The following is a 22,621-nucleotide window of genomic DNA, read 5'->3' as shown; positions in this document are numbered from 1 at the left end:
AACCGCCCCAGTTATCAGCCTCGCAGAGGCTGATGCAACATAGCCGGCGTGCGCTCTTCCTCCACAATACCAGTCCTAACTAGAAAATCACCAAACCGTTCTTCAGAATTCCGCTCCTGCTGATACGAGCGGAACAGTGGCCGAAGTTCGCTCAGAATCGTGTCTGTATCTATATTCTCCCGGTACAACCTATTCATGCGTTGGCCGGAGAAATCTGCGCCTAGGTAGAGATTGTATTTGCCCGGCGCCTTGCCGGTCAGTGCAATCTCGCCAAGATAGGGACGAGCGCAACCGTTGGGGCAGCCGGTAATGCGCACGTTGATCGCATCTGGCTCCAACCCCTCTTCCGCCATGGTTTGTTCCACGCGGGTTACAAACTCCGGCAGGAAACGCTCGGCTTCAGCCATAGCCAAACCACAGGTTGGAAACGCAACACAAGCCATAGAGTTCTGGCGCAACGGCGAACTGCGGTTGCCGGTATCCAGTTTGTATTCCTCTACGATGGCATCCACCGCCGCCACTGTCTCTGGTAGTACGTTGGCAATAACCAGGTTCTGATTACAGGTAATACGAAAGCTGCCGCTGTGAATTTCCGCGATTTTACGCAGCGCTGTTCTCAGTAACCCGCTTTCAGTATCCGCCACCCGGCCGGTTGGGATAAGCAGCGTTAAGTGCTGGTTGCCATCTTCACCTTCAACCCAGCCAAACCGGTCGCCATTTCGGCTCAAGCTGAAAAACCTGGGCCTCTCAAATTCCTGCCCGTGATATTGTGCAAAGCGTTCCTGAAACCAACCCATGCCATAGTCATCAATGGTGTATTTGAAACGGGCATGGGCGCGATTGGTGCGGTCACCGAAATCCCGCTGAATGGCACAAATGGCTTCGCAGGCATCGACAATCTGCTCTTTCGGCACATAACCCGCCATGGTTGCCAGGCGCGGATAGGTGGCCGGATCACCGTAGGTTAGCCCCATTCCGCCGCCAACCACCACGTTGAAGCCGCGGATTTGGCCGTCTTCAACAATGGCAATCAGGCCAATATCGTTGGCGAACACGTCACAGTCGTTTTCCGGAGGTACCGCCAGCGCAATCTTGAACTTGCGGGGCAGATATTTATTCCCATAGAAGGGCTCTTCTTCCTCCCCAAACTTTTCGACGCACTCTTCACCCAACCAGATCTCCGCATACGCTGCCGAGCGCCAGCGCAAACGCTCGCTTATCGCCAGAGATAGCTCATGAATTTCCCCATGCAACTGCGACTGATGAGGGTTCACGTTGCTGATCACGTTACGATTCACATCCCCGCAGGCACCCCGGCTATCCAGACCAAGCGCGTTTATCTTCTGCATAAACGGCTGCATGTGCTCCTTGAACACGCCATGGAACTGAAACGTTTGGCGCGTGGTCAGGCGCAGAGTGGAATCGGCACACTCATCGGCAATCTTATCCAGCCCCAACCACTGATCCGTGGTTAGCACCCCACCCGGCAAGCGCAAGCGCACCATAAACTGGTACAGCGGCTCCAGCTTTTGGCGCCGGCGCTCGTCCCGCACCTCCCGGTTGTCCTGCTGGTAGGCGCCATGGAATTTGGTCAGCTTGGTATCATCTTCTGGCAAGGCGCCGGTGGTACGGTCAGCCAGTCCTTCCAGAATGGTTCCGCGGAGGTAATTGCTCTCGCGCTTAATCAGTTCGGCTTCTGGCAGTTTTTCACTCATTAGTACACATCCCGCAGGTAACGTTTATCCCGGTTTAGCTGGCGCAGGTAATCTTCGGCTTGCTCTTGGCTCAACCCGCCCTGTTCACTGGCAATATCCAGCAGTGCCTGGTGCACATCGGGGGCCATTTTGTCGGCATCGCCGCACACATACAGGCTGGCGCCCCGCTGTAGCCAAGCCCATACATCGGCGCCGTTCTCTTTCAGGCTATGCTGCACATAGCGTTTTTCTGCTTGATCCCGAGAAAAAGCCACATCCAGCCGCGTCAGCAAACCTTCACGACGCCACTTGAGCCATTCCGACTGATAGAGAAAATCACTGCGGAACCGGCGATCGCCGAAGAACAACCAGTTATCACCCTCGGCCCCCCGCTCCTCGCGCTCTTGCAGAAAGGCACGAAACGGCGCAACACCTGTGCCCGGGCCAATCATGATCACCGGCGCGCTATCTTCAGGCAGGGCAAACTTCTTGTTTGGGTCGATATACGCCCGAACCTCGTCTCCCTCACCCATGCGATCAGACAACCAGCCAGAAGCAACACCTTCGCGATCTCGGTCATGGCTTGAATAGCGCACCGCCGCTACGGTGATATGCACCTCATCTTCTACAGACGCCTGGCTGGAACTGATGGAATACAGCCTTGGGGGAAGTTTTCGCAGTAGGTTTACAAACTCCTGCGGCTGCAACTGAGCAGCTGGCCAAGCGCGAACCAAATCCAGAACGTCTCGGCCTTCCGCCCATACCCTCAGTTCACTGCTGTCAGCCACTAGGGCCTTGAGGGCATCGTCATCCACAAGCTCCGCCCAATGTTTCATCAGCGGCGGTGTCAGTAAAGTGATTTCACGGTAGAAAGCCAGCGCCTCCCGCAACGGAATCTCTAGCTCGTCCGCAGACACAACCTGCTTGCCGTCAAACGTCAGCGTGCCCAGCAACTCGTCAACCAGAGCCGGGCTGTTTTCAGGGTAAACACCCAAGGCGTCTCCCGGGTTGTAGGAAAGCCCGGAGTCTTCCAGTGACAGCTCAATGTGCCGCACTTCTTTGTCGGAGCCACGACCACTCAGTAGTTGATTGGTCAAAATAACAGCCGCATACGGATTCTTGCGGTTAAAGGCGGAAGCCGGGGCCTGCTCTGCGCCTACTGTAGTGGCAGCCGCTGGCTGGCTAGCGCCGGCTTCACTGGCAATGGTTTCCAGTACCCGGTTAATCCAGTCTTCAGCCAGGTCTTCATAATCCACATCACAATCCACCCGTTCGGCCAGAGCCGTCGCGCCCAGAGTGGCTAGCCTGCCATCAAAATCCTGGCCGGTTTTGCAGAAATGCTCATAGCTGGAATCGCCCAGCGACAATACGCTGTAACGAAGCCCCTCCAGCTTGGGTGCTTTTTTGCCATTAAGAAATTCATGGAAATCTAGCGCGCTGTCTGGTGGATCGCCCTCCCCATGTGTAGACGTCAGCACCGCAAGATACTGCTCTTTTTTCAGCTGCTTAGGTTTGTAATCCGCCATATCGACCACCTTGGCGGATACACCTTTATCAGCAGCGCGGGCGGCCAACTGCTGCGCGAGCTCTTCAGCGTTGCCGGTTTGCGAACCAAACAAAATAGTCAGTTCAACGGCTGCTGGGGCTGCAACGCCGGTCGCATTCGCAGCCGTGTTTGCGAGAGCGCTAGCAGAACCACCTGAGCATTTGCCGGCGAGAAAGCCAGCAAGCCAGAAAAGCTGTCCTTCATTCATGCCAGTAAGAAGGTCGGCCAAACGCGCTTGCTGATCCCCGGAAAGAGGAGACGAATTCAGATCTGTCGTCATTTTGGATGATCCGTGTGGGCTGTAAATAAATGGCTGATTTCAGATAAACCTGAACGAAACCTGCACCCACTCTATGAACCACGGAATGAACGACAAAATGAAATAGACAGGACAAATAAATCGATAAAATCGATAAAGACGTCAGCTCGCTGATTTCAAAGCATATTAAACATATTCCAAATAGCTCTAGATGAAATGATCTTAATCATTTCATGGAATAACAGATTTATTTTATGCTAACGCTACTTATTTTCCATACCTTTACATACTCAGGGAGCCGCTCAATATGCCCCTGCAAGGAGCATTCGCAATGCCTCAGAGCACATTCCCCTACACCCATCAGGTGGTCGTGATCGGCGCCGGCGCCGCAGGCACCAGTGTCGCCGCCTCGTTGCTCCGCCAAAGGCCCGGCTTGGATGTCGCCATCGTTGAACCCAGCGACGTTCACTATTACCAGCCGGCCTTCACACTTGTGGGTGGCGGTGCCTATTCCTTGGCAAAAACCGCACGCCCCCAAGCCAGTACGCTTCCAGAAGGAGCTCGCTGGATTCGAGCGGCCGCGCGCGAGCTTCAGCCCGAACAGAACCGAATCGTTCTGGAAGATGGACGCGAGATTGGCTATGAGACTCTGGTGGTCACGCCGGGCTTGAAGCTGGATTGGGATAAAATAGAAGGTCTAAGGGAAACTCTCGGCGTTAACGGCGTTTGCAGTAACTACGACCCTTCACTGGCAGAGTACACTTGGCAGTGCATTCGGCAGTTCCGAGGCGGCAAGGCCTTTTTCACGCAACCGCCTGCGCCCATCAAGTGCGCCGGCGCACCCCAGAAAATCGCCTATCTGGCGGCAGATTACTTCCGCAAAAAACAGATATCCAGCCAAAGTGAATTACGGTTCTACGCCGCCGGTGGCGCTCTTTTCAGCGTTCCAGATTTCGTTCCACATCTGGAAAAAGTAGCTCGCGGATACAACATCGGCCTGCTTATGAATCACAACCTGATTGCGGTGAATGGCGACAAAAAAGAAGCCACATTCAGCTTCACAGACGGCGATGGAAAGACCCAAGAAATAACCGAGTCCTTTGATCTGCTTCACGTAACGCCACCTCAGTGCGCGCAGGACTTTGTAAAGAACAGCCCGCTGGCCAACGCCGATGGCTGGGTAGATGTGGATCAGCACACCCTGCAACACGTGCGCTTTCCCAACGTATTCAGCCTGGGCGACAGCAGCTCCCTACCCACCTCAAAAACCGCGGCAGCGGTTCGCAAGCAGTCCCCCGTAGCCGTCGCCAATATTCTGGCCCGTATTTCCGATAAGCAGCTGAGAGCAAGCTATGACGGCTACACCTCCTGCCCCATCGTGACCGGCTATGGCAAAGTGATGCTCGCGGAGTTCGTGTATGGCGGCAAGGTAACGCCCACACTGCCGCTGAGCCCCTTCAAAGAGTCCGCATTCTATTGGCAGGTGAAGAAGCGCGCCCTGCCTCCGTTCTACTTTGATTACATGCTCAAAGGCCGTGAGGGGGATATTGCCCATAAAGCACGCGACTGAATTATGCCAGGCCCGGGAAGCACTTTCCCGGGCTTTATAGCTTAAGGTCGCCAAAGCACGCTATGCACCTTGGTCATCCCCCCTTGGCAGCCGCACAGGCTTCCTGCCCCACCTAGGCCACTTTGTAGTACCCTCAATTACATCAATACAGAGCTCGCGCATTACTATTTAAAATTCAAAGCAGCCTGAATATTTGGTGCTCCTCCGATGAATGAAGAAATTAACGCCCGAACCCAGGCATACATGGTGTTCCGGCACCAACACCCAGCCTGGAAGCTGCTATCTGCCACCAGAGGCCCGCTTGTTCTAAGCTGCCTCCAATCTCTGCTCGAACAAAACCACGACGACGTTCTGTTCGAAGATGCCCAACAAGCACTAACCGACATCCTGACTCAGCATGCTAATAATGAAGAGTTTGATCTGAACACCGATGACCCCGCAGGGGACGCACGTCGGGAATTACGGTCCTGGATTCGTCGCGGTTTAATCGTCGAACGAGAAGGCAAACTGATCGCGACAGATGCGCTACAAAAGGCGCTTTATTTTGTTGAAGGCCTGGATGATCGGGTCATGACATCCACCGCGTCTCGTCTGGCGACCGTGCAGCGGGAAATTGAAAATCTCGAAACCCGTCTCAATCCAAATGCAGAGAGCCGGGCTGACTATCTCCGGCAAAAAATAAAGGCTCTTGAACAGGAACTTACCGATGTTGAAGCAGGGCGGTTCAAGGTGCTGGAAGGGGCCGAAGCAACCGAAGGCATACGGGAAGTGTTTAACCTTGCAACCAGTTTGCGAGCGGATTTCCGGCGGGTCGAGGACTCCTATCGGGACGCGGATCGGCGCTTGCGTCAATCCATTGTCAGCGACCAGCACCATCGCGGGGAGATTGTCGACCGGCTTCTGGATGGGCACGACCATCTTCTGGAAACCGCCGAAGGCAAGGTGTTCCACGGTTTCCATGAGCAACTGAGCCGTTCCACAGAACTGGATAACATGAAGCATCGGCTGCGGACGATTCTCCGGCATCCATCAACACGTCATGCCTTAACCCGACAGCAGCAGGATGATTTGCGCTGGCTGGTGATTCGCCTGGTGCAAGAATCTGCGACCGTCATTAAGGCCCGCGCCCGCAGCGAGCGCGATGTTAAAGGCTTTCTGAAAACGGGGCTGGCTGCGGAAAACCACCGGGTTGGGGAACTGCTGAACGGAATCCTCAACGCCGCACTTCAGATTGACTGGCCAAGCCACGCCATCCGTAAAAGCGCAACACCCCTGCCCCCAGTTGCCCTGGCCACCCCCAACCTGCCACTGGTCGAAAGGCTGAGATTCAAAGCCGCCCTTGAAGGTGAGGCGGAGGGACTGGAGCTGGCAGAGCAAAGTGTCAATCTGGACGACGTAGGGGATGACTTCTGGCGAGCCTTTGATGGCCTCGACCGGGAAGCGCTTTTTCAGGAAACCGTGAAATTGCTCAAGGTTACAGGCAGGCCCATGAGCATTGCCGATCTGGCCAGCCACCTACCGCCAACCCATGATCTGGAAACACTTGCACTCTGGCTGAGCATGGCGCGAGAGGCAGACGCGGTCATTTCTAAAGAACAAGAAACCGTCGACATAAGTGACAGCAGCGGTAAAAAATTACGTTTTTACACGCCAAAGCTGTTGCTGACACAAGATGCCGTACAAGCTATCGATTGGGAACTATAACGCGATGTCTAATATTTTTGATCGTCTTACCGCCAAGGCGGAAGAGCAAACGCCTGGCGAACACAGCCAAGAGACTCCGGCTGAATCAATCAGTGCTGAGGCGGCAACCCAATACACCTCCAAGAACCTGAAAGCAACCGCTCAGGAACTGCTCAAATTCGGTTTGCTTGAGGCAGACTGCAAGCCCAACCTCTATCAGGTGGCCATGAACCAGACGGCGGCGATTAATGGCATTCTTGAGCCTCTGGACCTACGTCTGAAAGTCGATGACATCCGTGGCCTGGCGTTTCTGGCCGTGTCTGATCAGCTTTTTGCCGAAGAAGATGACGAATGGTCTCATCCGCTGATGCGCCGCCAGCGTTTGACCATGGAGCAATCACTGCTCATTGCGATTCTACGGCAGCATTTCATTGTCCATGAGCAGGAAGCGGGAATTGGCGCCGGCGATGCGGTGATCGAGCTGGATGAATTGTTACCTCAGATACAACTGTACCTTGGCGACATCGGCAGTGATGTGCGCGAGCAGAAGCGCTTGCGCAACTTGCTGGAGAGTCTGAAAACCCACGGTATCGTCTCGGACATCGACGCCAACGAGCAAGTGATTATCCGGCCCATCATCACTCACTTGGCTAACCCTGAAAACCTGAAAAATCTCCTGCATCACTTCCGAAAACTGGCAGGCCAGGAGTCTGACGCGGGAGCGGAAACCCCATGACATTGCCGCAGAATGACTTGTTTGCCGCTGAGGTCATGCCGTCCTCTGCGTTCATCCTCACCCATCTGGACCTTTATAACTGGGGGCCCTTTGGCGGTCGTCACTGCGCGGACATAAACTCCAAAGGCACCGCCATTATCGGCCCCACCGGAAGCGGCAAGACCACACTGGTGGATGCGCTTATGACGCTGCTGACCCACCAGCCGCGCTACAACCTCGCCTCCACCGGTGGGCATGAGAGCGACCGAGACCTTATATCTTACATTCGCGGCGTTTCTGGGGCCGGCAATAATTCGGGAGACAACAGCCACATTGCGCGCCCTGGAAAAACCGTTACGGCTGTCTCTGCCCGCTTTCATAATGGCGAAAAAGCCGTTCGGATTGCGGCCTTGTTCTGGGTTGAGGGCAGCAGTTCTTCAGCCAGTGATTTAAAACGCCTTTGGCTATTTTCGGAGCGAGATGACCAAGGACTGGACGATTGGCTGGCCATTCACCACGCAGGGGGTGCCCGCGAACTCAAGCAGCATTGCAAAGACGCAAGCGGAATTCAGATCAACGATAGCAAAAAAGCCTATCTGGCTCAGGTTCGACGTTTTTTTGAGGTAGGTGAAAACGCTTTTACCCTGCTAAACCGCGCCGCTGGGCTCAAACAACTCAACAGCATTGATGAAATCTTTCGGGAATTGGTGCTGGATGACCACTCGGACTTTGACCGCGCCCGCGAAGTGGCCAGTGAGTTTGATGATCTGGCGGCGATTCACGCCGAACTGGAAACAGCTCGTCGCCAGTACCAGTCGCTGACGCCCATTGCAGAGGCGCACAAGAGCCATCAGGCGGCGCACGAAGCACTCAACAAACAGCAAACTCTGCTTGAAGTACTGCCTGTCTGGTTTGCCCAGGCGGGCTACCAGCTCTGGACAGACAAGGCGAGCGAGCTGAAGAGCCAGGTTGATACTGGCTACAATGGCATAAAGTCGCTTGAGGTCACCGCCACTACGCTCAAAAGCAAAGCGGAAACGCTCAAAGACATATACCTGCAAGCTGGCGGTGCCAGTATTGAGCAGCTGAAAGACCAAATAGCCCAGCAAGAACGATGGCTAAACGAGCGCGAACGCTACGCCAGTGACTATCTCACACTGGCCAAAAGGCTTGGCCTGCGGGAGACGCTGACCTCCGAGGCATTGGCAGCCAACCAGCAGACATGCGCAGAACAGCAAAAAACGCTGGCCAGCTTGCAAGAGGGTCAGGGTAAAAAAGTTCTGGAACTGGGGATAGAGCACCGTAAATACACAGACAACATCACCGAGCTCGAAGATGAAATGCAGCGCATCACGACGCGTCCTGGATCCAACATCGACGGCCGGTTTCAGGAGTTTCGCAGTGAGCTGGCAGAAGCCCTGAATCTTCCAGAAGAAAGCCTGCCGTTTGTCGCGGAACTGGTGGAAGTAAAGCCCGAGCAAAAAGCCTGGCGCGGAGCCATAGAGCGTGCTCTTGGGGGCCACCGGCTACGGCTTCTGGTGCCACCCGCCGCCATGAAAACAGCACTGGACTGGATCAACCATCGTGATAACCGCCTTCACGTGCGCTTGCTGGACGCACAAACACCGCAGGCACCGGCGCAGTTTATGGACGATGGTTTTACCCGCAAGCTGAACTTCAAACAGCACCCACATCGCGAAGCGCTGAAGCATCTGCTGGCAGGCACTGATCGCCATTGTGTGTCATCCCCTGAAGACTTGCGTGAAACGCCACACGGCATGACCGTGCAGGGTCTGATGTCCGGCAAGCGCGGCTTTTTTGAAAAGCGGGACAATCAGCGGCTGGACAAAGGTTGGATGACCGGTTTCGATAACCGGGACCGACTGGCCGCGCTTGCTCAGGAGCTTAGCGAGAGCAAGCACAGCGCGCTCCAGATTCAACAAGATCTGACCGCCGCGCAGACGGCCTTGCGCGATACCCAGGTGAACATCGACCTGAACGCCAGGCTCACCGATATCCGCTTTAGCGACATTGATCTGCCGAGCGCGGAAGCCGAGTTGAAAGAGCTGTGCGGGCGCCTTGAGATGCTGACAGCTCCCGAGTCCGATGTTGAAAAGGCCCGGCGGGAATACGAACAGGTTAATAGCAGGCTCGAGAAAATACAGCAGGATCTTTCCGACGAGCGCTCCCGTTGCGCCGTTCTTGAAAGTAAGCGTTCTGGAGCGATCGCCCATTGCGCGGAGATGCTCGAACGAATCGGCAAAGGGCTAACGGATGAAGAACAGACGTTGGCCGACAAACACTTCACCACGCCCGGGTCAGATCAATATGAAAAACTGGACCAGCTTGAACGCACTGAACGCTACCGTCTGGATAAACACATCAAAACCCTACACAAACGGGTAAGCGGATATGAGTTGATTCTTACCCAGTTCATGGAAAAGGCCAAAACCATCGACACAGGCGCACTCTCAGAGACCGGTAGTGAGATTCGAGATATACCCGGGTACCTAGAGAGGCTGAGGGTGCTCAAAGAGGAAGCCTTACCCGAAAAGCTAGAGCGGTTCGTTAACTACCTGAACCAGTCGTCTGATCAGGGCGTTACCCAGTTACTTGCCCACATCCAGAACGAAGTGGCCGTTATTGAAGAGCGCATTGCAGACCTCAATGAAACCTTGAGGCGAGTGGACTTCCAGCCCGGCCGATACCTGAAGCTTGAACCCAGGCGGGTCACCCATGAGTCGCTCCGCACCCTGGAAAAGGCCCAACGCCAGTTACGGGCCAATGCCCTGAAAGACGATCAGGGAGAGAGCCACTTTCTGGCCCTTGAAAACATGGTCGGGTTACTCCGGGACGCCAGCGACAACAAACGAACAGTCGGCGCGCGCGCCCTGCTAGACCCACGTTACCGCCTGCAGTTCGCCGTTTCGGTACTGGATCGGGAAACCGCAACGGTGATCGAGACCCGAACCGGCTCTCAAGGTGGTAGCGGTGGTGAGAAAGAAATCATCGCCAGTTACATTCTGACGGCGTCACTGAGTTATGCCTTATGCCCAGACGGCGCCACCCAACCATTGTTTGGCACCATCGTTCTGGATGAAGCTTTTTCAAAAAGCTCGCACGCCGTTGCTGGCCGGATTATCTCGGCACTCAACGAGTTCGGTTTACACCCTCTGTTTGTGACACCCAACAAAGAAATGCGACTCCTGAGGACCCATACCCGATCAGCCATATTAGTACACCGGAAAGACATGCAGGCAACGCTCACCTCCCTGAGCTGGGAAGAATTGGAGACCGTCGCAGAAAAAATGACCCGGAAACCCGATGAAATCCCCAGCTGATCTGGCCGTGAAGCTGGCCCGGCAATGGCAAAACGCCGACCTTCGGGAGCAGCGTCTGTTCAGCGCAGATAGCTGGCCCCTTCGGCTTTCGATCGGCAAGCCGACTGGACGGGCGATCACCGAAGACCTCAATCAGGTACGGCAACACCTGCATCTTTGGCGCAGCGTAACTGTAGGAAAAGTTGTGTGGCAATCCCAGCGCTTTCGCGGTGCGAGTGAAGAGGTCAACGTCCCGACTCACTGGACTCTGCACTCGCCCACTGAGTGGATTGAGGCGGCGAATAGCTCCGAAGTTCGCAGCGAATATCAATCTCTAAGCCGCTTAGTAGCGGAAATCGATGAGCGTTTTCATCGCCTTGTGATCCGCAAACGTCGCTTGATACTCGACAGGCCAGAGAAGGAGGTGATTCAAGCAGCCAAACTGGCGAGCTGCCTGACACCGGATTGCGCGGAGGGCAGGCCGCTAAGGGCACTATCGATGGCCGGGATCGATAGTAAATTTTTTGAACGAAACCGTCAGGTACTTATCCAGATGCTGGACATCCTGTTCCATGACCAAGCGAGTGAACAGGGGCTGGAAACCTTTCTTGGAGCCGAAGATGAAGGTCATCATTGGCTGCTGGTTGCCGATCTTGATGGCGGCTTGCTTCCATTTTCACAGCTACGCATCAGAGCAAAAGAGCTGATGTCTAAGGCCCTGCCCGGGGCCGTTATTCTAATCGTTGAAAACGAGCGCTGCCTCCACCAACTGCCAAACCTTCAGAACACCTTAGCCATACTGGGTGCAGGAATGAACCTAGCGTGGATGCAGGCAACCTGGCTTAAGGAAAAGAAAATTGCCTACTGGGGTGACATCGACACCTGGGGCTTAACCATGCTGGCTCGAGCCAGGCAGCATCAACCTGAGCTACAACCTCTTTTAATGAATGGAGCGATTTTCAAGGCATTTTCAGCTGGAAGGGCTGTCCCGGAGCCACAGGTATCAGAGCGCGTTCCACTTGATGGCCTTACACCGGAGGAGGAGGCATTTTTCACAGACCTGAAGCACTTGCAGAGCGGGAGGCTGGAACAAGAATTCCTCCCGGAAACCACTGTGCATCTGGCTATTCTAGAGTGGCACCGGAAAATAGCGACGATCCCGTTAAACGCGACCATCAACCCGATTTGAACGCGCTGACAGACCAGTATCGCAGCCGCCGACGGACACTGTGGTTACGACATTCCATGGATTACCGTACCTACCGCGACAAACTTCAGTCTAGGTTTCCCGATCCCGTACTGGCGTTCGAGCCGAATGAATACGAGGCACGGCTCGCCTCCGTTCGTCGGGGGATGGCTGAAGCCGGATTTGATCTGCTGCTACTGACCGACGCTGGAGAACTGTGTTATCTGACCGGATATACTACCTTCGAGGTCTCGGTTCAGTGCGTGCTACTGGTCGCAAGCGATCGAACAGTTCTGTTCGTGCCGGCCATCGAGATCGGTCCCGCAGTGTGTCTGAGCCGGGTGGACGACGTTATCGGCTATCCGTGGCAAGCTCCCGAAGCGGGCGTGGTCGACCATGAAATCGCCAGGGCCGGTGCCAGTTCCATGCTGGGGGCTGGCAGCGAATTCATGAGCATGCAACCGATTGTGACGACCGGGGCGCGCAGCGGCATCATCCATACCAATCATGCTGGTTATGAGGTTGCACCCGGTGATGTGGTGTTCACCGAATTAGGTGCGGTTCGCCGGCGCTACACCGCGCCAATGATGCGTACCGCCGTCGTCGGTCAAGCTTCGCCTCAGCAGCCCGCGCCGGCGAGGCCGCACTGGCGCCGATTGTCGATCGTGCCTTTTTCTCCGGCGTATTTGGCTATCCGGTTGGCGCGGCGTTTCCGCCATCCTGGGTCGCCGGCTCAATGTTCATAGCCACCGACAACGAGGCAATTCTGGAAGAAGACATGGTGTTTCATCTGCCGATCTGCCTGCGCAAGCCGGGCGAGTTTGGCATCGGTTTCAGCGAAACGGTGCGCATTACAGCAACGGGGGCCGAGCGGATCACAACTAATAGGCTTTCCCTGAAGGAAGTTTTCTTATAGCAGCCGGAAATCCGGAAGTCAGAAGCAAGAAAAGGCAGACCAGTAAGTTACTGATCTGCCTTCCTTTTATATGGTAGCGGGGGCAGGATTCGAACCTACGACCTTCGGGTTATGAGACGGACAGAACTAGCACACTTTTTTTGTTCTTAATTGCCATTAATTGCTTTAAATCGTACAGTTAACTAATATTCTACAGAGATAAGTTGCTGCGCGCGAGATCCATTAATGACAGATTACGACAATCAAAATTGGCACAGAAATGCCGACGGGGAAGTTTTGAAAACGACCGTAAGGCTTTCGAGCCCCGAATACGACAACCTCCATGCTTGGGCCCAAAGTCATAGCATCACCGAAGCGCTTGAAGTTGTCGCCCTCACCTTCGGGTTTTCCAAACATTTTACTGTTATCGGTAACTTGAGCCAAGAACTCTCCCACCCCGAGTCAATCAATATACTCAGTGCATGGATCACTAATCCATTCATCGCACAGCTATCTAAACTGCGTGGGCTCTACGAGGTCAGTCCCGATATTCATCGGAAATATCCGTCGATGCCCCACGCCGGAAATGCCAACCAAACTAAGAAAAAACTGCGTGACTTGGGTGCGGACATTGGAAAAAAACATTTCCTATTATGCTTAATGATTAACCCGTTGGCGGCTGACTGCTCTGAAGAGCAATATCACCTCCGCAGAGCTCTTAGAGTCTGGCTGATTGTCCAGTCGCTTGAACGAGCCAGCAACAGACACTGCTTAAGTGACAAGGGAACACAAAAGCTAGCCAGTTATCTCACTCAAGATACTTATCACAAAAACTGGCTGATCATCGATAGAACCCTTGAGCGTGCAAAGCGTCTTATAGGCGTGCAACCATTCACTTTCGACAGGTTCACCCTCGCGCTCAGAAACGCAGCCGCCGAACTTCAAGTTCAGTCAGAGGACATCAGTGCTAAACGATTCCTGGTCTCGCTGGCTCAAGTCGCAGAAGGCTACTGCGAGCCATTCGAATTGGAGGCGTGGTCTTCTCTGCCCTGTGAGAGCGTCTCCTACTTTTTTAATCGAGACCGACTTCCGCGGACGCAACAAATAGGGGAGTTCAGCTACCAAAGCTTCGATCTGCTCTGCGAGCATAGTGCAGACATCGACGACGACGCGGAACCCGCTCTGCTGTATTCCGTAGATCCAGATGACACTCCAGAAAAACAACGACTGACGGGGCAAAGCATCTTGCTCCAAACGACCGAGCTATCTCACTACTTACCATGGAGCTGGGACAAAGTGTTGCCTCCAGAAGTAGCGGCGTTAGAGGCGTGGCTTGGCTGTATGCTGGTTTCCCCCAATCTGCTTGACCGCCTTGGTGCTGCTGTCGTTTGGCTCGCTACCCGCTTGTCCCGCTCTTTACCCTTTGTGCTTGAGTTTTCAATCTCTTCAGTATCTGAAGACGAGTGGGCTTTATCGCCAGATTTCGCAATAGCCCACCGCCAGTCTCCGAGCAGGCACAATTCGTGGGCGCCCGATGAAAGCACGCAATCGTGGATAGAGCCCTTCGAGCAAAATCTGGCACTTCAGATACCAGAGGTTGTGCAACAGGCGCTGCACGCAGCCGCATCAGACACACAGGAATTCACGCGCTCCCTTCACGAGCTCTGGCACCAACTCTCTACAGAAGAGCCTTCCGCTTGGTTTACCCAGCATGCCAAGAATCACTTCCCGCGGCTAACGAGTGCCAAGCTCGCTAACATTCAACCCCAAAAAATCGTTAACCATTCTGGCGATCATTCCCTTGCACGACTTAGCTCAGCCCACCCCCGAGCCGCATTGCCCGCTGCTTGCGGGTACGCTAACTGGGACATCAAAGCGGTCGAGAGTGGTTTCAACCTTCCGCTCAAAGGTACGACCGAAGCATCTGGCTCGAGAGTAAATCTGCTGGGTAGCCTATTGGCTCCACTAGAGTCATTACTAATCGACCAGATCTCCCAAGCAACTGAAACTCTGGATAAGACAAGATCTGATGGCATCATCGTCTATCACAATACTCTTGCGCGCTATTGTGTGATGGCCCTGTACGCCGCCACGGGATGCCGGCACCTCACCGATCCGTTTGAATCGATTACCCATTTCTGTGCAGATCCACCGTCTGTTTTCATAAACGACAAAGCGGACGAAGGCCTTCATAACGGACGCCTTGTTCCCCTGCCCAAGACTGCTTTGCAACTCGTCACCCTTTATCAAGCACATCTGGCGCATTTGGCTAACGCTGTAGAGCCCATTCGTCCTAGCTTTGCCGCTGAGATAACGCGATTACGTGAAAAGCCGTCGAGCAAACTACCGCTGTTCTTCCTGCTGGACGACACAGCTCATTGGCACTCAGTGACAGATTCAAAGATACCTGGGAAAGGCCTGTTTCGTTGGCCGCTTCCTCCGAACCTGTTCCGGCATCGATACGCTCAGAAATTAGCGCGCGAAGGGGTGCACCCCGAAGTTATTGATGGGTGGATGGGACACGCGGAACGCGGTGTCGGAACCTACAGTGATCAGTCGGCTCGCTGCTGGCTGAGTGATTACAAAACATATCAGCAGACCGTTAATGATGTGTTCGATCAGCTAGGTTTCCGGCTCACAACAGCTAGTTCACCGCAACCCGCCTTCAGCGAGACTCTGGAGCACGAGGATTCAGGTTACCAAGAGCCCCAACTTTTTGGCGCAGAAAAAAGACGGCAAAATCGTGTTCTTGCAAGCGAGAGAGCCGAGCAAGCTGCCAATGACGATTTAGATCTTTTCTTAGGTCCAAAAGCGCTGGAAGAGCTTGACGAGGATCAGATCCAACAGATAAGCAACCTGATGCTCTTGCGGGAGAATGGGCTACCTCATCCAAATGCTGCGACCCGCTATGCGGTTATGATTGATCGCTTAGACAGTCTTGGCGCTTCGCAGTCGAGCGGAATTCGTCGCCGAATGACGGCTATTGAAAACGAGCGCTCATTGTTAACGGATCGAAGCCCTGCGGCACTTGCAACAAAAACGAAACTCGACAAGTGGGTACAACAAACGAAGCGTGCTATCGATAAAGCAAACGTTTCTAAATCAGAGGCGCTGATACTCGCTGCGGCGTTCCTCGCGATTGATAAATACTTGGCATATCCGGACTTGCTTGAAGATGTTGTTAAGGGCGTTCACTACCGCCTGATTCAGCATAAGAAAAGGTTTTACTTCGAATACAACGAGGACCTTGATCATGAGAGTTATTCGCAACCGGTTCAACGACACGAAATTGACTACAAGACTGCAACGCTGCTGAGCTATGGCAAGGGCATCAAATCCAAGATTGATCTGAACAAGCCGCTCTCTTCTGTGCGATTACAGTCCCTGTCTGACATTCTTCAAAAAACAGCAGCCTGTCCTCAAACCGAGAAAAATACGGGCACAACCAAGTGGCTCTTCAGAGAACTCGCAACTCTCATAAATCAAGCCAGCCTCATCCAGCTACCGGGTGCGGTATCAGCGGCGTTGAGTGGCCGACAACCGCCAACTAGTTGCAGTCTCGTTGATTATTTCCGATTGAGCGATGGTGTTTCGTATCAACTCCCCGATACGCCTGCGGCAGAAATCCCTGCTATCACCGCCCAAGCCTTAGCTCTCCCTGTCCTGAAAATAGGGAGCACCGATAAAGACCATCTGTACGCCAGCGCCAAGGCTTTTTTTCAAGACATTCGGGATTTACTGAAAAACTACACGAAGGCTACTGCTCGTGAGACCGCCGATGTTATTGAACGTTTTACTTCAAAGAGAAAAACAGACGTAAGCTCAGCGGTGCTGCACGTTGGTTATTGGCTTGCAGACCGAATCAAGCGCGGTAAAGGCCGGCAGCACACAAGCTATAACGCTTACGCTGCAGCAACGGCCGAACGCTATCTCAACGCATTGAGCGAGCCTTTCCAGGGCTTGGCCTATGAAGTCAATCTGAGCGCTCTCGACGAGGAAGACATCACCTCTTTGTGCTCTGACATGATCATTCTCAAGCGCAACAATCGAACGGAGCTAGATTATTTCGGAGCCCGCCTGCAGGAGTTTTTTCGATGGGCCAGCGAACGCGGTATTGCAGAACCCATTTGGGAGGATCTTGATTTAGGTAGTAAGAGGCGTTCGGTTCGACCAGGGCTGTTTTCTGGAGATGAGTATCAGAGATGCCTTCAACTAATTCTCAACAGTACCTCATCGTCTTCTGATCAAGCCTTGCTCATAGCTTTCGTTTTAATTTTGGCATTTCGCTTTGGCTTGCGGGCCCAGGAGGCCATTGGCCTGCAGCGAGCCGACTGGTGTGAATCCGGAGAGTTAAACTGGGTTTTAGTCAGAAACAACGAGTACCGAGAACTAAAACGACCAAGCAGCCGGCGGGCGGTGCCGTTAATGTTCCCTTTATCGGATCGAGAGCAATCAACAATAGAATCTGTTCTCAGTCGTCATGACAGCCTAGCGGGTCATACTCCGAGAGCCCCTATTTTATGCGCAATCGTTAATGGAAAATTGGATATAACACCGCTTGGTCAGTACAACATCTCAAGCGCTATCTCCCAGTCACTCAAACAAGTGACCGGAAACCCGATGATGACGCTTCATCATGCGAGACACAGCTTCTATAACATATTGGGCTCAGTATTATTCGGACTTGAATTGCCTTTGACCCAAAAGCTGACAGGTCACCTAATGCCGGATCAGATTCGCACAGTCATCTTGGGACAAAATGATTCCTCGACTAGGCGCTCAGCCATGGCCCTGGCACGAGCGATGGGGCACGCCACTCCAAATACCGGTTTCAAATCGTATAATCGCCTGATAACGGAATGGGCAGATAATCTGACACCGGTGCGCAATATTCGGGTTCGGACGATACCCAACGCAATACAAATTCATGAGTGGGCCATCCAAAAGCTACAATCAGATGACACTGATTTCCCGCTGCTCCCAACACAGCTCCCGACGCCCAGAAATATTGCACAGGCCTTGCGACTCCGAGCTCTAGGGTATTGCTATAATCGTACCGAAGCTGTTCTGCAATTGCGCCCCGGTTCTCTCAAATCTCTGGACTGGTTGGTCGACAGAGTAAACCGTAGACATCGATTTAAAGTCTTTGATGTCGCCAAGCAGAAAATAGTGCAAGAGTATGGTGATAAGCACCCAAATCTTCTCTTAGAGAAAATCACACCGGACGCATGGGTTCGGCTAATTGACCAAACAGCTCGCTTTCCACGTCATGATGACCTGCAGCAAGCCGCTTTGCTTCCGTCCATCGAGCATGTACCGGCGCTTGTTGGACGAAATGGGCAGCTATTAATGAGCAAACCCGAGCACTGCGAACTCATCAAATTGGTGCTTGAACTGTTTCAGTTGCCGGAAGGTAGTTATGGCGTTTTCGCCAGAAAAAATCATTTCCAGGTAAAGGAGCGACTGACTCAACACGGCTTTAAGGTCTTTCCAGTGACTGAAACCGATACTGGAGAAAAACCACAATTGGATACATTCAGCATTTATCAGTCTGACTCAAGAAAACTTGAGCGCCAGTATGGTGGAGTGATCTTCAGTCGAAGTTTTGGGGGGTGCATTCATAATAGCCATGAGCTAGTAATAGCGTTGCTCATTGCTGCCGCCTCGTACGGTCTAAGTAAAACAGAGCCCCCCGATGCATACCGGATTTGATTAAGAGTGTGCTAATAATGACTGCACCGTTCATGTCAGCCTGAAATTTCCATCATTCGATGCATCAATTTCTAACGAAATTAAATTTAAAACCACGTTATTTTCAGATGGTGCTTTGGAGCGCAGAGCAGTAAACCTAACACGAGATCGACTCAGCAGTGCTTGCGCGACAGTGTCATAATGGTCTTGATGATTACATTGAAACGTGGTTTTTTGAGCACCTAACTTGCTATCTATGGCTATTAGCAGATAGATTTTATTTCCAGAGAGCGAGTATCCATCGGGTTTTGCGAGACCATACTCCTCTTCATAAATTGCCTCTCCATTTTCCGCCGCAGCGTACCTATCCTTCACATAGAAGCCCTCACGATCGTCAAATCCTGTGTAAACATAGAAATCTTTTTTTACACGCTGACCGCCATTTTTTTTGAGAAAACCCTGGGCTTCGTCTCGAAAGAAGCTGTGGTCATTAGGCGAAATTCGATCGTCAAAACCCTGCTCGCTCAAAAGCGAACCTTGGCCAACTAGCAGAGCGCACAAAAATGAAATAACTGCCCTAAAATACTCAACCCTCTCATTCGATACATCGATTCCCTCAAGCATCAACACTGAAAACGCGGTATATCCAGATGACGCGGTAGGATCGACATAAAACTTCGACGTTACAACGCATTCCCCCTCAGGATCGCTCTCCTCGATATAGCTGTTCAAAGTGGTTTTCAAAAATACTTCGACTGCTTCTTGGTTAGCATTTGCAACGGCGGAACGCTCAAACCCCACCAACGAGCCCGTCGTGCTAACCTCAGGAAGAAACCCGGGGCGCAGAACAGCGATTACGCACTTCTGCTGTAAAATAGTATTTTGATGCGTATTTTCCATCTCAATTCTCCCATTATTATTTCATCGGACTGAATGCTATATATCGATTTCGAGATATCCAGATCCTCCTTTTAGCCGGCAAACTCCACCTCCAACCCTCGCAGAGGTAACGACCACTAATCAGTCTCTGAATATCGCAATTTATAGATAACACGGTCTGATCCTCAAAAGGGAAGTTGGGGTATAAATAGCTTTAATTTTCAATCGTTTGTTCACTTTGGTTGACACTTTTTCGTGCTTTTCAGTTCTGGTGGCCCCCAATCCACTAACCAAGGATCAACCGTAATGGCGAGCCAACCGTCTCATTCAAAAAATCCATGTTTGTTGAACACTCACATCTTGAATCCAAGATAAGACATCTCTTGTTCCTATTCGTCGGTGGCGTCAACAGAGCCAGCATTTCTGCCAGGCCTGCCTTGCTGAGCTCTTCCTTTCACTAATCTGAACGCAAAGTGATGTAGTGACCCCAGGCCCATATCCAAAACCTCTTGCTCTTGATTGATACCCAGAAACCATTACAACAGAACAAGATTTGACTGTGTCGAGGATCTAGAATTACTGTATAATTTTGTGATTAAACAATAAATTCAAAGTCTTAGGCCATTGGCCTACGCGACTATGTGTTTTGATGCAGGCGGAAGAAATAATGGAAATGGGGTGGGAAATACTGGTTACGTTCATCCGGTCAAATTTGACCGCCCACTCCAAACAACAACACCTCCCATAGGGACTACGGCACCGTGATACCTCATCCGGAGCGTTTATTGTTTTTTGGCTCGGCTATAACAATCTGGCGGCGTGGTGGTACGGCGGAATAATGAAGAACCGTGTCGTGACGGCTTCTAGGACTGGTGACTATTTTGATTTCTAAGCTAACAGTACACGAGGCTATCGGGCCCAACAAAAACGGCATCGACTGGCTCTGTGGTGACCTACATGGCCAGTATGACGCACTGCAATCTGCTCTATCTGATGCAGGTTTTCGCCCCGATTACGATCGACTATTTCTGTTGGGCGACGTCATTGATCGTGGTCCAAAATCGCGAGAACTACTGAACTGGGTGTTATCCACGGATTATGTGCACTGTCTCATGGGAAACCACGAATTAGTGTTTGCGGCTAGTTCGTTCAACGTCCGGTATAGAGATAAGCATCGAGCGATTGGAGGTGAGTGGGTCGATCACATCGACTTTTCTGAGTATCGAAAACTGACTACCCAGTGCATCCAGAAACTGCCTTTGACGATCACGCTCGCATGCCAAAACGGCAGCCTCGGTCTTGTGCATGCACAAAGCCCTGCGGATAACTGGCAGGATGTTCAACAAGCGGTATCGACTGACCGATTTGCGATTGATTGCACCTGGCCCTGGAATCGAGCACAGGGATCAGACCAAGCAATCGCTGGCGTGACGGCGGTTGTGTCTGGGCATATCGGTACGGCTAAAGTGATTCAAAAAGGAAATCAGGTCTGGATCGATACCCTGGAGCAAACCGGGAAAATGACGCTGGTACCCGTTAACGATATTTTTGACTGGGTTAGGAGATATACATCGAATGGATGAGCGCCCTCTGTTAATTGTTGATCTGGAAGCAGAGCTGTTGACCCAGCCCAACATCAAGCACCTGAAAGGCTGCGTTACGTCGGATCGAGTCATCAGTATTGAGGAAATGGATCTGGCGATCCGAGAGAAAGCCGGGCGTGTTTCTGAGTGAGTTTTCACAATTAGTACCAATTAGTAATGCGCTTTACTAATTGGTACTAAACGTATTTGGAGAAGAGCTTTGAGGCTCGTTTGTATTTCTGACACCCACAGCCTACACCGGCGCATTCCAGACATTCCGGACGGCGACGTATTGATCCATGCCGGTGATTGCCTAGGTGCGGGCACCCTGGAGAATGTGGAAGACCTCAATGATTGGCTGGGTACCCTGCCCCATCGCCACAAAATTGTGATTGCCGGAAACCATGACTGGGTATTTCAGGAGGCGCCGGCGCTGGCCAGAGACGCGCTGACCAACGCAATCTATCTTGAGGATAGCGGCATTGTAATTGAGGGTGTCAGATTTTGGGGGTCACCCTGGACGCCAACATTTTTGGATTGGGCGTTCATGCTGGATCGCGGGGAAGCCCTGCATGATCGATGGATGCAGATTCCAGAAGACACTGATGTACTCATTACCCACGGCCCGCCAAAAGGCATCGGGGATGAGGCGTCCATGGGGTTTCGATGCCAAAATGTTGGGTGCGTGGACCTGCTACATCGAATAGAACAGATGCGGCTGAAAGCGCATGTTTTTGGCCACATTCATGAGGGCTATGGAGAGTACACCCTGGGCAATACCCGTCTTGTTAATGCCAGCACATGTACGGTCCGATATGAGCCGACGAATCCAGCTATCGTTTTGGACATCTGAATCGGAAGGAGTTCCCAATGACCGCGTAAGAATTGATCAAACACTTAACGCGCCTGCCTGCTGATACACAGGTGCTCGTGGAGGGTTACGAAAATGGCTACGATGATATTGTTGAGCTGCGGGAACTGGATGTGTTTCGGTACAAAACCGCGCAGGAATGGGATGGCGAGTACCAGACGATCAAAGCGCTCCCCGGTTTCCGGGATAAAGAGACGTTTCCAGCTGCGGTGATCCAAGGTCGTCGCGGTAATTTGAGATGAAATCATGACCGACAGAAAAAGATACTCCCTAAAGAATCTTGTAAAACAGTGTGACCCCGATGCGCCAGTTTCCCAGGACATGATCGACTGGGAAAATGCAAAGCTGATCGGCCTTGAGCAAACGGTAATGGATAATCAGGTTGATATCCGGGAGGCCGTTCTAAAGTTTCGGGAGTTACTTTCAGGTGAGGTCACACAGTTGGTTCTGTTTGGTAGCCGAACCCGTGGCGATTACAGGCCCGACAGTGATGCCGATGTGGCCGTTCTACTTCGTGGCGAGCCTGGGGATTTTGTCGAAATGAAACTAGGCCTTGCCTGCCTGGCTTACGAAGTGCTGCTGCAGACTGGCGTTCGTATTCGACCATTTCCGGTTTGGGAAACCGAATGGTGTGACCCTGAAAAGTCCCAGCACCGGGATACCCTGGAAGTCATCGCCCGCGAGGGCATCACCCTCTGGCAAGCCTGACGATTAACCCTATACTGGCCA

The 22,621-nt window shown here is 52.7% G+C and carries 16 protein-coding genes; 13 read left to right on the top strand and 3 right to left on the bottom strand.

The window, feature by feature from the left end:
• Positions 1–14: 14 nt before the first annotated feature.
• Together CPH80_RS01625 and CPH80_RS01620 are read right to left on the bottom strand one after the other, a co-directional pair.
• Positions 15–1,715, bottom strand: coding sequence for an NADPH-dependent assimilatory sulfite reductase hemoprotein subunit (locus tag CPH80_RS01625; protein WP_096275304.1), 1,701 nt, complete (start codon positions 1,713–1,715; stop codon positions 15–17).
• The gene (locus tag CPH80_RS01620; RefSeq protein ID WP_096275303.1) at positions 1,715–3,520 is read right to left on the bottom strand and encodes an assimilatory sulfite reductase (NADPH) flavoprotein subunit; all 1,806 of its coding nucleotides are present in this window, start codon (positions 3,518–3,520) and stop codon (positions 1,715–1,717) included. The genes CPH80_RS01625 and CPH80_RS01620 overlap by 1 nt, the downstream gene beginning before the upstream one ends.
• Positions 3,521–3,830: 310 nt before the next feature.
• Between CPH80_RS01620 and CPH80_RS01615 the strand changes: the two genes are divergently transcribed.
• The 8 genes from CPH80_RS01615 (at position 3,831) to CPH80_RS01585 (ending at position 18,580) form a co-directional block, all read left to right on the top strand.
• Positions 3,831–5,069, top strand: a complete 1,239-nt coding sequence (locus CPH80_RS01615) for an FAD/NAD(P)-binding oxidoreductase (RefSeq protein WP_096275302.1) — start codon at positions 3,831–3,833, stop codon at positions 5,067–5,069.
• A 207-nt stretch (positions 5,070–5,276) separates the two neighbouring features.
• Positions 5,277–6,773 (top strand): DUF3375 domain-containing protein, encoded by a 1,497-nt coding sequence (locus CPH80_RS01610; RefSeq protein WP_096275301.1) that lies wholly within the window; start codon positions 5,277–5,279, stop codon positions 6,771–6,773.
• A 4-nt stretch (positions 6,774–6,777) separates the two neighbouring features.
• Positions 6,778–7,488, top strand: coding sequence for a DUF4194 domain-containing protein (locus CPH80_RS01605; RefSeq protein ID WP_096275300.1), 711 nt, complete (start codon positions 6,778–6,780; stop codon positions 7,486–7,488).
• The gene (locus tag CPH80_RS01600; RefSeq protein WP_096275299.1) at positions 7,485–10,808 is read left to right on the top strand and encodes an ATP-binding protein; all 3,324 of its coding nucleotides are present in this window, start codon (positions 7,485–7,487) and stop codon (positions 10,806–10,808) included. The genes CPH80_RS01605 and CPH80_RS01600 overlap by 4 nt, the downstream gene beginning before the upstream one ends.
• A complete protein-coding gene (locus CPH80_RS01595; RefSeq protein ID WP_096275298.1) occupies positions 10,792–11,976 on the top strand; it encodes a Wadjet anti-phage system protein JetD domain-containing protein in 1,185 nt (394 codons plus the stop codon). The genes CPH80_RS01600 and CPH80_RS01595 overlap by 17 nt, the downstream gene beginning before the upstream one ends.
• Positions 11,977–12,032: 56 nt before the next feature.
• Positions 12,033–12,719, top strand: a complete 687-nt coding sequence (locus tag CPH80_RS01590) for a M24 family metallopeptidase (RefSeq protein WP_227520314.1) — start codon at positions 12,033–12,035, stop codon at positions 12,717–12,719.
• On the top strand, positions 12,710–12,889 hold the full coding sequence (locus CPH80_RS22195) for a hypothetical protein (RefSeq protein ID WP_227520313.1): 180 nt from the start codon (positions 12,710–12,712) through the stop codon (positions 12,887–12,889). Before CPH80_RS01590 ends, CPH80_RS22195 begins: the two co-directional genes overlap by 10 nt.
• Before the next feature lie 225 nt (positions 12,890–13,114).
• On the top strand, positions 13,115–18,580 hold the full coding sequence (locus CPH80_RS01585; RefSeq protein WP_096275297.1) for a site-specific integrase: 5,466 nt from the start codon (positions 13,115–13,117) through the stop codon (positions 18,578–18,580).
• A gap of 30 nt (positions 18,581–18,610) precedes the next feature.
• On the opposite strand, the gene CPH80_RS01580 is transcribed toward CPH80_RS01585, so the two are convergent.
• Entirely contained in the window at positions 18,611–19,459 is an 849-nt protein-coding gene (locus tag CPH80_RS01580; protein ID WP_096275296.1) for a hypothetical protein, read from the bottom strand.
• A gap of 860 nt (positions 19,460–20,319) precedes the next feature.
• Here CPH80_RS01580 and CPH80_RS01575 point away from each other — a divergent pair.
• The 5 genes from CPH80_RS01575 (at position 20,320) to CPH80_RS01560 (ending at position 22,600) form a co-directional block, all read left to right on the top strand.
• Positions 20,320–21,021, top strand: a complete 702-nt coding sequence (locus CPH80_RS01575) for a metallophosphoesterase (protein WP_157746838.1) — start codon at positions 20,320–20,322, stop codon at positions 21,019–21,021.
• Complete coding sequence (locus CPH80_RS21485) at positions 21,014–21,172, top strand: hypothetical protein (RefSeq protein ID WP_157746837.1); 159 nt, start codon at positions 21,014–21,016, stop codon at positions 21,170–21,172. Before CPH80_RS01575 ends, CPH80_RS21485 begins: the two co-directional genes overlap by 8 nt.
• 69 nt (positions 21,173–21,241) lie before the next feature.
• A complete protein-coding gene (locus CPH80_RS01570) occupies positions 21,242–21,874 on the top strand; it encodes a metallophosphatase domain-containing protein (protein ID WP_096275284.1) in 633 nt (210 codons plus the stop codon).
• A 32-nt stretch (positions 21,875–21,906) separates the two neighbouring features.
• Entirely contained in the window at positions 21,907–22,134 is a 228-nt protein-coding gene (locus CPH80_RS01565; protein ID WP_227520311.1) for a hypothetical protein, read from the top strand.
• Between the two features lie 4 nt (positions 22,135–22,138).
• Positions 22,139–22,600: a nucleotidyltransferase domain-containing protein gene (locus CPH80_RS01560; RefSeq protein ID WP_096275283.1), complete on the top strand. Its 462-nt coding sequence runs from the start codon at positions 22,139–22,141 to the stop codon at positions 22,598–22,600.
• The last annotated feature ends 21 nt before the right edge of the window (positions 22,601–22,621 follow it).

It is taken from the genome of Marinobacter sp. LV10R510-11A (genome assembly GCF_900215155.1).
Lineage (GTDB): Bacteria > Pseudomonadota > Gammaproteobacteria > Pseudomonadales > Oleiphilaceae > Marinobacter.
Note: the sequence above shows the minus strand (reverse complement) of the source record. Positions and strands in the feature narration are given on the sequence as shown.

Excerpts from the sequence above, each read along its gene's own strand:
- CPH80_RS01625 (WP_096275304.1), bottom strand. The coding sequence starts at position 1,715 with ATGAGTGAAAAACTGCCAGAAGCCGAACTGATTAAGCGCGAGAGCAAT.
- CPH80_RS01620 (WP_096275303.1), bottom strand. The coding sequence starts at position 3,520 with ATGACGACAGATCTGAATTCGTCTCCTCTTTCCGGGGATCAGCAAGCG.
- CPH80_RS01615 (WP_096275302.1), top strand. The coding sequence starts at position 3,831 with ATGCCTCAGAGCACATTCCCCTACACCCATCAGGTGGTCGTGATCGGC.
- CPH80_RS01610 (WP_096275301.1), top strand. The coding sequence starts at position 5,277 with ATGAATGAAGAAATTAACGCCCGAACCCAGGCATACATGGTGTTCCGG.
- CPH80_RS01605 (WP_096275300.1), top strand. The coding sequence starts at position 6,778 with ATGTCTAATATTTTTGATCGTCTTACCGCCAAGGCGGAAGAGCAAACG.
- CPH80_RS01600 (WP_096275299.1), top strand. The coding sequence starts at position 7,485 with ATGACATTGCCGCAGAATGACTTGTTTGCCGCTGAGGTCATGCCGTCC.
- CPH80_RS01595 (WP_096275298.1), top strand. The coding sequence starts at position 10,792 with ATGAAATCCCCAGCTGATCTGGCCGTGAAGCTGGCCCGGCAATGGCAA.
- CPH80_RS01590 (WP_227520314.1), top strand. The coding sequence starts at position 12,033 with ATGGATTACCGTACCTACCGCGACAAACTTCAGTCTAGGTTTCCCGAT.
- CPH80_RS22195 (WP_227520313.1), top strand. The coding sequence starts at position 12,710 with ATGTTCATAGCCACCGACAACGAGGCAATTCTGGAAGAAGACATGGTG.
- CPH80_RS01585 (WP_096275297.1), top strand. The coding sequence starts at position 13,115 with ATGACAGATTACGACAATCAAAATTGGCACAGAAATGCCGACGGGGAA.
- CPH80_RS01580 (WP_096275296.1), bottom strand. The coding sequence starts at position 19,459 with ATGGAAAATACGCATCAAAATACTATTTTACAGCAGAAGTGCGTAATC.
- CPH80_RS21485 (WP_157746837.1), top strand. The coding sequence starts at position 21,014 with ATGGATGAGCGCCCTCTGTTAATTGTTGATCTGGAAGCAGAGCTGTTG.
- CPH80_RS01560 (WP_096275283.1), top strand. The coding sequence starts at position 22,139 with ATGACCGACAGAAAAAGATACTCCCTAAAGAATCTTGTAAAACAGTGT.